This is a genomic window from Candidatus Poribacteria bacterium (assembly GCA_021295715.1).
In the GTDB taxonomy this organism is placed as follows: domain Bacteria; phylum Poribacteria; class WGA-4E; order WGA-4E; family WGA-3G; genus WGA-3G.
On the sequence record JAGWBV010000038.1, the window covers coordinates 46,721 to 61,206 of the forward strand.

The 14,486-nt window shown below is 47.3% G+C and carries 9 protein-coding genes; 7 read left to right on the forward strand and 2 right to left on the reverse strand.

Annotated features, from left to right (window positions below; genetic code table 11):
• Window positions 1-316: 316 nt before the first annotated feature.
• Window positions 317-841 carry a hypothetical protein gene (locus J4G07_11065; GenBank protein MCE2414537.1) on the reverse strand — a complete coding sequence of 175 codons (525 nt, stop codon included), beginning with the start codon at window positions 839-841 and terminating at the stop codon, window positions 317-319.
• 9 nt (window positions 842-850) lie between these two features.
• Complete coding sequence (locus J4G07_11070) at window positions 851-1,231, reverse strand: hypothetical protein (protein ID MCE2414538.1); 381 nt, start codon at window positions 1,229-1,231, stop codon at window positions 851-853.
• Between the two features lie 384 nt (window positions 1,232-1,615).
• Between J4G07_11070 and J4G07_11075 the strand changes: the two genes are divergently transcribed.
• From J4G07_11075 to J4G07_11105, 7 genes are all read left to right on the forward strand, one after another.
• On the forward strand, window positions 1,616-4,024 hold the full coding sequence (locus J4G07_11075) for a hypothetical protein (protein MCE2414539.1): 2,409 nt from the start codon (window positions 1,616-1,618) through the stop codon (window positions 4,022-4,024).
• A 214-nt stretch (window positions 4,025-4,238) separates the two neighbouring features.
• Complete coding sequence (locus tag J4G07_11080) at window positions 4,239-4,859, forward strand: DUF4159 domain-containing protein (protein MCE2414540.1); 621 nt, start codon at window positions 4,239-4,241, stop codon at window positions 4,857-4,859.
• 13 nt (window positions 4,860-4,872) lie between these two features.
• Window positions 4,873-8,505, forward strand: a complete 3,633-nt coding sequence (locus J4G07_11085) for a hypothetical protein (GenBank protein MCE2414541.1) — start codon at window positions 4,873-4,875, stop codon at window positions 8,503-8,505.
• A 192-nt stretch (window positions 8,506-8,697) separates the two neighbouring features.
• Window positions 8,698-9,708 (forward strand): hypothetical protein, encoded by a 1,011-nt coding sequence (locus tag J4G07_11090; protein ID MCE2414542.1) that lies wholly within the window; start codon window positions 8,698-8,700, stop codon window positions 9,706-9,708.
• Between the two features lie 81 nt (window positions 9,709-9,789).
• Window positions 9,790-10,572, forward strand: coding sequence for a slipin family protein (locus J4G07_11095; GenBank protein MCE2414543.1), 783 nt, complete (start codon window positions 9,790-9,792; stop codon window positions 10,570-10,572).
• Window positions 10,573-10,647: 75 nt separating this feature from the next.
• Window positions 10,648-14,055: a hypothetical protein gene (locus J4G07_11100; GenBank protein MCE2414544.1), complete on the forward strand. Its 3,408-nt coding sequence runs from the start codon at window positions 10,648-10,650 to the stop codon at window positions 14,053-14,055.
• Window positions 14,056-14,293: 238 nt separating this feature from the next.
• Window positions 14,294-14,486: helix-turn-helix domain-containing protein (locus J4G07_11105; GenBank protein MCE2414545.1), on the forward strand; the 193-nt coding region annotated here is incomplete at its 3' end.

The following is a 14,486-nucleotide window of genomic DNA, read 5'->3' on the forward strand; positions in this document are numbered from 1 at the left end:
CTACTAAATTGACACCTATGGTGCGCTTCCAAAGCGCACCTACCTAACAAATACACGACTTGATTTAACGTGAGTTTGACATAAGCGTATCTTTGGAAACCCGCCTCATTCTCACAGCCCCCCGGTGGAGTGTCGGGTTTCGCTATGTTTATTTTTCTCAATGTGTCATGAAAAAGAGACGTTTCTGGGTAAACTGAAGGATTCTGAGGTCTTCATCACTCTACCTGGCGGAAACACCCAAGCAAAAACACCTACGGGCCTCTTTCAATTTTTATTATCAAACTCACATTATTTAGTGTTCTATCCGGCACTGTATCTAATACCGTGCTTCCATCCCGCTATCCCAATCACAATCAAGACAAAACATCACCTTTGGTCCTAAATACTGGATGTTTTTACCACCACAGTCTGGGCACGTTTTTATCGGCTTTTCGGTGTCGTCTCTCTCACCGTGTTGGAGAATGTTCAAATAATACACCTTTAGCACGCCTGGATAACGATGCCCCATTGGACAACGGATCAGATCGGAATTATCATTCTCAAAACGTTCCATTGTTTCTCGAAGGAACGTTAACCGGCGGTGGCAGATCGGACAGGGATTAGGGGTCAATTCCTTCAGAACGACAAGGTCTGTGTTCTCCTGTTGGATGGAAACTGACAAGGCGAGGTGATGCGCGAGTTGCAGATGCGATATGCCTTGAGACCCGAGTTTTTCGGCGAGCTCAGAAACAAGTTTCGCGTAACTTTGTGGGCTCAGGACGACTTCAGTCGGAATCATCGTTCCGCCTTTTAAACTGGAGAGAAGCTGATAGATGCGTTCTAAAATAGTTGCTACCTCCACAGCAGAGAACTATACTGTCCTGCCTTCGGTCGGCTCAGAAACTAATGTCCGTTCATTGCCGCGCGCGAGGGGTGATGCGGATACATTCCTTTGGGAACGGTAAGCATCCGCCGGTTGGTTCCGGGTCAGGATGAGGTCATCCCCGTCACGCTCAATAAGATCGTCCTGCATTAATGTGATTTCAAATTTTCGCATGCTGGTTATGAAGTTGATAGTGACCCGCGATGCTGCCTTCAACTTAATCTGCCAACCGGTTGCTGTTTTCGTTCGAGTGAACCGATCACTAATATCAAGGGACTGCATCTGCGCAGCGTTGACGATCACACCGCTTTCTGCCAGTGTTTGTTCTTCGGCTTCGACAGCATTCTCGTTAGTATTTTGTTCCACCATGTTGCACTTCACCTCTACAAAATCTGAATTGAGCATATTTTATCAAAGAGGAGTGTCTATTGTCAAACAATTTTTTCTAATGTTTCCTGAAGCGTCTACAGATTCGCGCTTCTGAGGAGACTTTCACAATTTTTATAGTAAAATTTAGAATGAATGAGACACTCTAAAGAGGCGAGGATACAATCCTCGCCAGTGGCGGGGGCGGTTTGTTTCGCTGCACAACTGTCCACATATTTTTCGACTTTACTATATATTCTACAAAAATGAATGTGAAAATATAATTAACTTCTCGCAACGCAAGAACTGAATACGCTGAAGAAACAGAAATCGGGTTGACAGTGATTCGCTAATTGGACTATAATATGTTCTGAAAGGAATTCAAATATGCGATTCACCTATTTCTTGCCAGGGTGGGTAGTTGTACTCAGTATCGGCGTTGTCATCGGTATAACGGTGTTTGTTTATTTTCGTATGGCGCGTTCATTACACCCGAGGTATAGATTCTTGCTCATTCTGCTGCGGATCACTGCAGCGTCGATTCTGCTCGGTTGTCTCTTAGCCCCTGTTATCATTGAAAAGAAAGACATCACACCACCGACACACCTCTCTATTTTGGTTGATACCTCGCGCAGTATGCAACTCGTTGATACCTCTATGAGCGAGATACCTATGTCAAGACTGAGTCAGGTGAATCAACTGCTTTTCAATGTCCCCGGGCAATTCCTGCAAACCTTACAAGATAAATTTGAGATTCATCTCTACCCTTTCAACACGCGACTGCAACAAAGTGTTTTGTTAGCACAAGCGGATGATTCTCCAATGCCGCCGTTTGAAGCAGAAGGAAACCTTACTGATATCGCAAATGCTATACGGGGTGCTGCAGCGGCATGGAAGGGGCAACAAACTGCCGGTATTGTCCTTATTACAGACGGGGCACACAATTCTGGACAGTTTCCTGTGGAGACGATCACCGAATTAGGAGTGCCGATCTATCCAATAGGTGTCGGTTCTGTGGAACCGCCAAAAGACATTCAGATTCAGGGTGTCAATTACACGCCAATTGCTTACACAGACCATGAGAGTGTTATTCGTGTGACCGTTGTGCAAACAGGCTACACCGGCAAAACGACCCAGTTGTCTTTACGGGAAGTAGAAAGTAAGGATCTCGTGGATGCTGTAACGTTTACCTTCAACGCGCATCAGGGAGTAAACGCTGTCGATGCCGGCGCGAAACAGGTGATTGAGTTGAAATTGACACCGCAGTCAGAAGGTAACTTTCAATACACGGTTACACTTCCGATGCTTGACGGTGAACTCACGGAGGCGAACAATCAAAAGACGTTTTCGGTGAAAGTTGTGAAAGCCAAGTTGAACGTTTTTTATTTGGAAGGCAGGCCCAGGTGGGACTATACTTTTTTAAAACGGACATTGGAACGAGACCCGGACATTGAGGCTACCTGTGCAATTTTAGCGTCTCATAGATTAAAGAAATTCCCTGTAGGTAGCCTCCTCAATCGTTTAGATGGATATTATCCGCAGGCGACTCCGGTATCGGAGACCCCTCAGTTCCCTGAAACGCTTGCTGAACTTTCTAAATACGATGTTCTGATTTTAGGTGATGTGGGGGCTGAGCATCTTACTGAAACCCAGCAACGTGCAATCGTCGATTTTGTTGAGACGCAGGGAAAACCGGTTATCTTTCTACCTTCTCGGAACATGCTTGGCGTGAATGGGTTCGGGAATACAGAATTAGCACCTCTTTTGCCGATTGACATCCCCAGTAATGGATGTCATGTAGAGGATACAGAATTTACGCTGCAATTAACCGAATCTGGTGCATTTCACCCGATGTTGCAACTTGATGACCGTCAGAACACACAAACGGATAAAACTGTGGTGTTGGGTGAAAATAGCGTAAGTTTGTGGCGGAATATGCCAGCGTTGCCGCGATCCTTCAGTGGATTTCGTCTCAGGGGTGGCGCGATGGCTTTGATGGAAAATGGGAGAGGCATGCCTATTCTGATTCTTCAGAGAGCAGGTTTAGGCAAAAGCCTCCTTATCGCCGCGGAGGGCTTCTGGAATTGGGATTTTGGTGTTAAAACATTTAAAGATAGCCGTTATCACACAATCTATGCTCGTTTTTGGGCACAGGTGCTGCGATGGATGGCAACAAATACCGATGACAAGAATGTGTATCTTACGACAGATGCCTCTACCTATGCAATAGGGGATACAGTGAAGGTCACAACATATCTCTATTCTGAAACCTATCAACCTCAAGCGGGAGCAACAGTCGAGATCGAAGTCGTACCGCCTGATGGAGATCCTTTCCAGTTCCAGATGAATGCAACGGCTGGAAGCACAAACCGGTCTGGAATGGAAGAGGGGAAGAATGGAAGAGTAGATGCCCATCCTTCCACCCTTCCTTCCTTCCATTATACCGCCCAATTTGTGCTACTGCGAAAGGGGAGGTACCGCATTCGCGCAATCGGTAGGCGTGACAATCTGAAATTAGGTGAAGATCAAACAGATATTTATGCTCATCCACAGCTTGCCGAATTAGAGAACCCGCAGCTCAATGAAGACTTACTAAAGCAACTTGCTGAACAAACCGGTGGCACCTATTTTACAATGGCTGACGCAGAATCGGTCCCTGAAAGCATTGCGAATGTCCAAAATCCGATATTTGTTGATGCAGAACGCGAACTTTGGGCACATCCATTGATTCTGATCACAGTTGTCGGATTATTAGGGACTGAATGGTTTTTGCGTAAACGGGTTGGACTGACTTAAATGGCTATCGGCTGTCAGCCGTCAGCCGTCGGCAAGAGGGGAAACGTGAATGAAAGGATGGAAGAAAATATTGAACGATTGGAAGATTGGAAGATTGGAACGGTGGACACTTATCCTTCCATCTTTCCTGCTTTCCATTTCCAAGCCGAAAGCCGTTTTACGAAACTCTTTTTGGATCTGTTGTTTCCTTTTTTGCGCTGTGGTAGGTGTGCAGATGAAACGGAGTTTACAGGCTTCCGATGTCCCGATAACTATCGCCCAAATCCACTATAGTGGTGGCGGTGATTGGTATGGTGACGCGACAACGATCAAAAATTGGCTTCAACTCCTCCGAAACCGAACAGATATTGAAACCGCTAAGGATAGAGTGATTATTAAGCTGACCGATCATACCCTTTACCAATATCCGATACTCTATTTGGTAGGGCATGGGAATATCCGATTGACTGAAGGTGAGATTGAGGCATTGCGGGATTATCTCAAGAACGGTGGTTTTCTGTTCGCGAACGATGATTACGGGCTTGACAAGAGTTTTCGGCGTGAAATGCGAAGAGTGTTTCCAGAGCAGGAACTACACCCTATCCCAAACACGCATCTGATTTATCGCTGTTTCTACGAACTGAAAGGACTACCTAAGATTCATGTACATGACGCTGAGCCCGCACAAGGGTTTGGGCTTTTTCATGATGGACGTATGGTCGTTTACTATGCCTATAGTGCGGACATCGGGGATGGGCTTGAGGATGCCGATGTGCATCCAGACGATACACCTCAGGTTCGCGAACTCGCAGCGAAAATGGCGGTAAATATTGCTGTATATGTGCTGACCCACTAAAGGACGAAATGAAATGGATGGACAAAATGTGAACGAGGCTTACGGAAACCTCATTGATCGGCTGCGTGCGATTCAACGACAGTGGCGCTGGCTCATTTTCTCTGAGGGATTCCTGAAGTGCATCGGTATTGTGGCACTCGTGATTGCGGGGACACTTATCGTTTTAACAGTGAGTTTCCAATTATGGCAGTCTCCTTTCTCACGCTGGATACGAATTGTGATCCTCCTGTTATCAATAAGTGGTGCTGTCTATGCTGTCATCCGATCGTTCGTTCTGCCCCTCTGTCAGAAATTGACGGACGCGGCTGTTGCATCGCGCCTTGAATCGACGCAGACAGAAGCATCCTTCGCTACTGAAAACCGGATTCTCAGTGCTATACAGCTCCGGAAAAACTTGACGGATAACCCACTCGGATATGCCCCTGAGTTTATTGAACACCTTATCGTTCAAGCCAGTCAAGATGTAGAACAGATTCAACCCAAGCGAGTGTTCCAGACTGAGTTTCGGAAAGTTCGGCGGAATGCTGGTATTGCTGTCGTGGGCGTGGTGTTTCTCTGGGGTACACATCTTCTTTTACCTACCGCTTTCATGGGATTTGCGAGGACCTTTGAGACTTTACCAACGGCACTGCAAGAGGATTCTGTTTATCTGAAAGACTCCATTCAAATTACAGACATTCAACCCGGTAGTATCCAGATTGAACGAGGGAGCCATGTTGGTATAACCGCCGAAGTAAACGGACACTTCGACGCGCCTGTTTCACTCTACTATCGTGTTGGAAGTCGCGATGAGGCTACACCCACTGCGGAATGGCAATCCCTACCAATGCATCGTAACCCCATTGACACTGGTCACATTTCGCAAACAATCGAGATTTTATCGCCGCATAGCGCACTTCTTGAGAATGTTACACGTCCGCTTCAATATTATATTTCTGTCGAAGAGGTGACATCGGAACAGTATCAAATAACGATCAGTAATGAACCGATTGTCACGCAGTTCCAGTATCGACTTAATTATCCTTCTTACACGCAGTTACAGTCCCAGACCCTCCCCGCAAATGTCGGGGACATACAAGTGCTTTCCGGAACAGAGGTAGTGTTCACAGGGGAGAGCAATAAACCGCTTCAGAAGGCACACATTGCTTTTGATGCATCTGGTAATGTGGAATTGGAGGTTACGGAGCGGCAATTACAGGGGACTCCTACACAGGATAGAAGGATGGAAGGATGGAAGGATGGAAGAGCGGAAGGATGGGCACCCACTCTTCCACCCTTCCCCTCTTCCATGCAAGGGTCTTTCGTTGCTCGTCAGAGTGAAAATTATCGTATCCACATTACTGATAGTGATGGGTTCACGAATCGAAACCCCGTGAGTCGGACGATTACTGTTTTTGAAGATACCGCTCCCGATGTCAATATTGTCGCACCTGCACGGGATACCGTGTTAGACGATGCAATGTTGATCGCGCTAAAGGTGGAGGCTACAGACGACTACGGCATACAGGAACTTCAATTGGTATACCGTATTGAGAGTGAAGGTGCTGAAGAGGTAAATGTGCCTTTAAAACGTTGGGAGTCTGGGGATGCGCTCTCACACAGATCGGTTTATGTAGCATACACGTGGGATGTTGATCGGATTGGCATGTTCCCCGGCGAAACGCTCGCGTATTACGTTCAAGCCTTGGATATTGATGATGTCTCAGGACCGAATATCGGTAAGTCTCATACCTATACCCTCCGTTTTCCTTCTCTCTCGGAGTTATATGACGCTGTTGCTGCGGAACAGGAAACCGAACAACGAGGACTTGAGGAACTCGTTGACGAGCAGGCAGATGCGACGGGTCTGGTTGACACGCTCCTTGATAAAATCAGGAAGAGCCAGGAACTTACCCTCAATGACGAAAATCTGATGCAACAAGTGCTTGAGAATCAGAAGCAGATTGAGGAATCGGCGAAGCAACTCATCGAAAACATGCAGGAGACAGCGGAAGAGATGGAACAGAACCAACTCTTTGACGCTGAGACGATAGAGAAGTATCAAGAACTGCAATATCTCATGGAGAAAGCACTTTCCGAAGAACATAAAGAACTCCTACAGAAATTATCAGAGGCACTCGCCGAACAGCAGGTGGATGAGCAGGAGCGGTCGATGGCGGAAGCGAATCTCAGTCAAGAGCAGTTTTTACAGCAATTGGAACGTGCCAAATCGCTCTATGAACAGATTCTCCTCGAACAGGAACTCGAAGCGGCAGTGAAACAAGCAAAGGCACTCGCTGAACAGCAGAAGCAGTTGATGGATACATTGGAGTCGTCGGGACAGTCCGCACCTACAAGCGATCTCGCAGAAAAAGAGGACCGAGTGGCGGATGAATTCAATGCGCTTAGCGGAAAGTTAGAGGAACTCGGCACAAAGATGGGCGAACTCGCTAAAAATCAAGAGAACGCACCGCCGCAAATAGAACGACTTGCGGATGAAATTCTTCGACTCAATGCGTTTGCGCACGAGCATAAACTGCCTGAGATGCTTGAAGCGACGAGTGAAAACCTCCGACGTGGAGAAAATAAGGAGGCACTTGAATCTGGACGGGGTGCAGAACAGACACTCACAGAATTCGCACAGGGGTTGGATAACGCCTTGGCGTTCATGGAAGGGGCAAACGCCAACGAAACTTTGACCGCCCTACAGGAAGCCGTTGAAAGTGGGCTTCACCTCTCACATCTCCACGAGAAAGTCCTCATGCAAACGAACGACATCCTCACCGCTGGGCAGTCTGATGCTTACATTTCAAGTGAGATTGTGCGATTGCAACACCTCGCTGCGGATGAACTCAGTACGGCGGAGAGTCTCACGCAGCTTTCCAGTAAACTTTGGAATTTAGGCAACCGACAGATACAAGTGCCACCTGAAGCTATATTCCATCTTAATGCTTCTAACGATGCCCTTTCTCGTGCCGCCCGTGCTTTAGAGGATCGGCAGCCAAGCCTCGCTGTCCCGATCCAAAAATCCGCGCTCGCTGATCTTAATCAGGCGGTTTTTGAACTCCTTGAGGCGATGGGACAGATGAACCAACAGATGGGTGCCAGCGGGTTTGAAAACATGATGGAACAGTTGCAGCAGCTCGCTGAGAGTCAAGAGCAGCTCAACGAGATGGCACAGAATCTGAATCAGCAGATGCGGGAACAGGGACGAACCCCAGGGATTGAGCAGATGATGCGTCAACTCGCTGCGCAGCAGCAGTTGATCCAAGAGGCAACTGAACGGATCGCTGAGCGTGCAGAGCAGATGGCGCAGGTTCTCGGTAGTCTCGAAGATGTTGCTGAAGAGATGGCTCAGGTTGAGAAGTCGCTTCGTCAAGGTGAACTCAATGAGGACGTTCTTGAGAGACAGGCGCAAATTCTGACGCGGATGCTTGACAGTTTAAAATCGTTGCAGAAACGAGATGTCGGTAAACAGCGCAAAGCAGAGGTCGCGGAGAGACCCGAAGCACCTGCACAGGAAGTGCCGCCTTTGCATCCTGAGCTCCTCGAAGTCGTTCGGAAATTAGAAACCACACCTTATGCCAAGGAATTTGAAGATATTCCATTCCAGTATCGGAAGCAGCTTCTACAGTACTTCAAAGCATTGTCCCAGAAGACACAGTGAGCGGAATGGACAGGAGATTTTTTTAGAATGTAATTGAATAACACAATAGGGGAATTCATGAACCGCAGGAATTTTTTAATTAACGGAAGCACCGCATTCGCAGGACTCTTTCTCGCTAACGGTCCCGCGCGACCGCATCCGAACCATCATGAAACCCATATTGACAGGCATATAAACGAAAGGCAAAAAATTATGAAAACAGAAATTAGTATTGTTGATGATGCGTTTTACATCAATGGAGAAATTACCTATCCGGGACGGGTCTACCGAGGACATAAGGTTGAAGGGTTACTGCTCAACACCCGTATGGTGCAAGGTATATTTGATGATCGGAATTCTGAAACGGTACATCTCTGGGAATACCCGGATACAGGGGAATGGGATCCAGAACGCAATACGCGTGAATTTCTATCTGCGATGCCGACGTGGCGTGCACACGGTATATTGGCGTTCACTATTAACCTCCAAGGTGGGAGTCCGGAAGGGTACTCCAAAGCGCAGCCGTGGCACAATTCAGGTATAGAAGCCGATGGTCGTCTGAATTCCGATTACTTATCGAGGCTTGAACGTATTATCGACTTCGCTGACGCGCTCGGTATGGTTGTTATTCTCGGTTATTTCTATTTTGGTCAGGACCAACGGATCTCTAACGAAAATGCCGTCAAAAACGCCGTTGACAACGCAACGGGTTGGCTCTTTGACAAGGGATACACAAATGTTATTGTTGAAGTTAATAATGAGTGCAATGTGAGATACTCACATGAAATTCTACAACCTGAGCGGGTGCATGAATTGATCGAACGGGTGAAGGCGACGACGCGCAATGGGGATAGGTTCCTCGTCGGGACGAGTTACGGCGGAGGCAGAGTGCCCCTTGAAAATGTTGTTCGTTCTTCCGATTTCCTACTCGTCCACGGAAACGGCGTGAGTGATCCGAACCGCATCATTGAGATGGTCCAACAGACCCGCGAGGTCCCGGGCTACCGTCCGATGCCAATCCTTTTCAATGAAGACGACCATTTCGATTTCGATAAACCCCTAAACAACTTCGTTGCCGCTGTGAGTCAATATGCCTCATGGGGCTACTTCGACCCAGGCGAAAATGACTATTTTAACGGCTACCAGTCCGTGCCAGTGCAATGGCAAATCAATACACCGCGCAAACGTGCCTTTTTTCAAAAGGCTCGCGACATTACTGGCTGATATGCTTCATAGCATCAGGCATAAAAGTCTAAATGCACGTTGTTTCTCCGCAAGGAAAATTAAAAAAGGAAAAATTAAAATATGCCACAAGTTGACCCTATCTATTTTGCCATCACAATTGCCGTTGTTATAATGATCGCAACGAGCGTCCGCGTTCTCAAAGAGTACGAACGCGCCGTCATTTTCCGACTCGGACGATTGGTTTCGACCCGCGGTCCTGGACTCGTGTTTTTGATACCGTTCTGGATCGAACGGATGCAGCGTATCAGTCTACGAGTTATCGTCAATGATGTCACACCGCAAGATGTGATTACGAAAGACAACGTCTCCGTGAGCGTTAACGCCGTGCTTACATTCAGAGTGACCGAAGCGGATAGAGCCGTGATTGAGGTTGAAGATTTCGGTTTTGCGATTGCCCAGGTCGCACAGACGACGCTCCGGAGTGTACTGGGGCGTGCTGAACTGGACGACCTGCTCTCAGAACGAGAGAAACTAAATCAGGATTTGGAGGAGATCATTAAGAAACATTGTGAACCGTGGGGCGTTGAGGTGCTTGCGATGGAGATTAAACACGTGGATCTCCCTGTCGAGATGCAACGCGCCATGGCGAAACAGGCGGAAGCAGAACGGGAACGGCGTGCGAAGGTCACACACGCTGAGGGTGAGTTCGAGTCTGCTGAGGTACTAACCAATGCCGCTGAAATTCTCAGTAAGACCCCGACGGCTGTGCAACTCCGATTCCTTCAGGCTTTGGTCGAAGTGAGTGCGGAGAAAAACTCGACCGTTGTCTTCCCAATCCCGATTGATTTACTCAGTCCGTTCCTTGAGAAGATAAATGGTGCCACAAGTAGCAAGGATCTTTAAATCTTATAATAATAAAGAGATTGCCAAAAATCAAACATCCGTCAGAATTGATTCAAAATTTGGCAAAAGGCTCCTATGAATGCTCTGAAAGATATTATTCAACGCTGCCATCAACGACGCGAGAAACCGCTTCGGCAGAAAAAGACGGTTGTAACACCTTCGTTCTACAAAGGACTTTTTCACCATTTCACGGTCTTTTGTGCGCAGAGATATCCAGTGGCGCTCTACGACTTAGAGCAGGCGGGCATTTCTTTTATGCCGATAGGTGGTACTCCTGAGCAAGATCGTGTTCCACAGTCTTTTGGGGATGAAAGGTTTTTGAGACCTCAACGAAGGGCAGATTGGGAGATCCGGCAGTGGCACGCGTCTTGGGGGATTCAGGTGTATACGGGTATCCCTTCCGAACGTGACGAAGCGCAATGGCACGACTTGGATTTCAAATATGAAGCTATCTGTGCGGCACCCGATGCAGTCCATGCTTGTATTGAGACGCTCGTCACCGTTGTTGCAAACCCGTTGTTGGTCCTGACGAAATCCGGTGGATTACGCTTCTCTTGCAGAGTGCCACGTTATCTCCATCCAAATACCGAAGTGGCGAGGTATTACATCTACAAGGATATCGCGACCGCTGAAAATGCATATCAGCGAGATGTGTATCTGGAAATACTTGGAGACGAGGGGCATAGTCCATGGGATGGGCGCTATGAGGTGCTACTTGGAAATTTGCTAAACCCGCCTGTCATTCCGAAAGAGATCCTCTTTTCATCTATTGACGCGCTTCGAGAAGCACTTCACGACCCTATCAATCTTGCAGCAGAAATAGCGAAACCTATTCTCCAAGATTTTATAGTTTCGACACCTTCTCTGGGGTCGCGTAAATTGGATCTTGCGAAAGAAGCGTTTTTGAAGCGAGGGTTTTCATATCTCCGACAAGAGAACGATTTGCATCACTGGGCTGAGAGTGCTGACAGTGATGAGGTCGATGTGTCGTTATGGGAGTGTGATAGGACTGTATGGATACGGGCATCTACATCTGATCTTCAGCTACCGACGGAAGACACGCCTATCACAGATGTCTGGGAGGATACGGGAATTCTGCCAATGATCCCCGCGACTGGGCTGCCTGTATCCGAGAATATACTTGCGGTGCGAGAAGGAAAACTTAGCCCGTTGGCGATAAAACGTCCATCCCCAGTGCTGAAAAAGTCGGAAGACAGTGAGAAAGTTTACGAGCCACTTGAGAAGAATATCAGTCAGATACAGCAGATCTTTGAGACCGATACGCGCGTTATTGGACTCCTTGCCGAGACGGACGCAAGGAGCAACTATGAAGTGGAATCACATCTCCTGAGAAGCGGTGCAGTTGCTTTCAGCGCGGGCTACCCAATAGTTGAAGATGCCGTAAAGCACTTTGAAAGACAAAGCCTACCACCCATTGCACGCTGGCGACATGTGACTTATTTGTGGGATCAGGTGAAAGAGATACCCCTTGACCTTCGGATGGCAACCCCTTTTGAACGCGGGAATGTCTGTGAAGATCCGGAACGGTTCTTAGCACTGGTGGGGAGGGGAGTGAATGCGAGTAAAACCCTCTGCCCACAATGCCCTGTCTATGCAACATGTCAAGAACGAGGTTATTTATCGCAACCTGCTACACTGCAACTCGCGAAGACACAAATATTTGGGTTCACTCAAACGTTTTTGGATCCCGATCAATTGGCAGTGTCAGAAAAAATCCTTGAACCTCTCAACGGCACGGAACGTCTTTGTATTGTCAGTTCATCAAAAGCGGATGGATTGTTTTTGGAATGTGGCATATCCAAGAGTAAATTAGAAGCATGGAATGTAAATTGGCAAGGGAATGCCTTAGCGGACTTCGCGCAAGCCTTACTGAGTATTTTAGAAATTGAAAACGATACAGACGATATTGTCGCCAAACGGATTCGCATCGTGATGCAGGGGTTTCAACAGCACGAAGAAGAACTTATAAAACAGATGTGCCAAGTCAATCTGAAAGGGAGAGTTGTTGAGCAGCGGATCATTGATGACGAATCCGAAGAGGAGTTGGCGCGCTGGACAATTACCTTTGAAGGGGGTGCTTCTGCCTACATTCCACTCAACGATTACGCTGCAGAGAGACTTATGGCGCAAGGACTACCGGTTTTCCAACTCGAAGCCTTTGAGCTTGACAAAGAGATGAGAATAGCGATGTCGATTGAACGAGCAATTGGATTGGGTATTATGGATATCGGAACGGTCGAGAAGATTCAGGAATTTCCGAGCGTCTACCGGAATCCAGACTGGACGTTCTGGCATCAACTCAAGCGTTTCTTAGCACACTACACCCGCAATGCTGATGCCCCGATAATATGGTATGACAAGGTACTACTATTCTGGGTGCCACCGGTGCTGCATCCGAGTATAAAACGGCTTTTGTTTATGTCAGCGACGTTGACTGAACGGGATTTCCGTGAAACATTTCCAGATGAAGAAATCGGTGTTGTTCATACCAGACCGATGCCATGGGTTACGGGGAACAAGGTCTTTCAGATTCGCTCAGGTGTCCATTCGCTAAAAACTTTGTTAGATTATGATTGCACATGTGACGTTATTGGGCTCTCTCAAATAGGAGAGCGCATCCTTCTCGGTATCTGCGCGGAAATTGAGAGGAATCTGAGCGTTAAACATGCGATTATTACCTATGACCCGATTATTGAGCAGCTCAAAGAGATCGCAGAAAAAGAAAATGTCTGTTTACTGACGGAATTTAAGAGCCTCTACAATTTAGGAACGGCTATTGAAGCGGCAGACGTTGTTTGGATAGTCGGAACGCCATACTGGGAACCGGGTATTATATGGAGGCGGGCACAAGTCTTGTTTGGGAACGACGAAGACCCGCTCTGTTATGAAGCAGACACGGAGTTCCAACACTATAAAGATGAACGGATTCAGAGAATTTATACACAAACCGTTGCAGAATTAATTACAAAGATTATCGGACATGCGGGATTGAACCGATTGACCGGTAAAAAAGTGGTGTTGGTGAGTAGCCTTGAAATCCCAGACATCACTGACAGACCTGAGACCCTCCTTTTTGACTGGGAAGATTTTGAAATTGCTGGTGAACTCAACAAACTGACTGAGACAATAGCAACACGCGAGCGTTTTGAAGTAGAACGTGACAATCTGACTGCGGAGACCGGTAGAGAAGAGGTTGAGCGGATCCTCGGATGCTCTTCAAGGCAGGCGAATCGTGTGTTGAACAAACTCAGGGGTGGGAATATCCCACGCGTAACCTTCCGCGAACAAATATTAGCTCTCCTCGCTGATGGTGAGAAAAAAGCCGCTGAAGTGGTTGCAGCTATTGAAGGGAATTCGGTAGCGATACATCACGAACTCATTCGACTTACCAAGCTCGGTGAAATTGTAAAGATTCGTTGGGGTGTGTACGCTCTCCGAGATATTGACCCGCCTCAGCAATAATGTTTCTTGCCAACTACACCTATCACTTGCCAAGGGGTAAGTTGCAGTTCGGTATTTCCTACTAAAACCTATAAGAACCTGTTAGAATCTAAAATTGTATCGTTTTTTTCTTGACAATACTTTGAGAAAGTGCTATACTAATTATATCACGTGGCGAGGACTTATCACCTGCACGCTTGTGCAGCCTCCTCGCCGACCGACTGTGATAAGCGGTAAAAGCGTGATACGTGAGAGCCCAATGAATTTGAGAACACAGCAAATAGAGTTGAATCCGAATAACAAGCAAGCCACACAAATATCTCAACATTGTGGAAACTATGCCCGTGTTGCCTTCAACTTTGCTTTGTCGTCTTTCAAAGTCGGTTTAGACCAAGACGAATGGCGAACCCATGTTGACATCAAGCGTGAGTTTAACGCCGTCAAATACGATA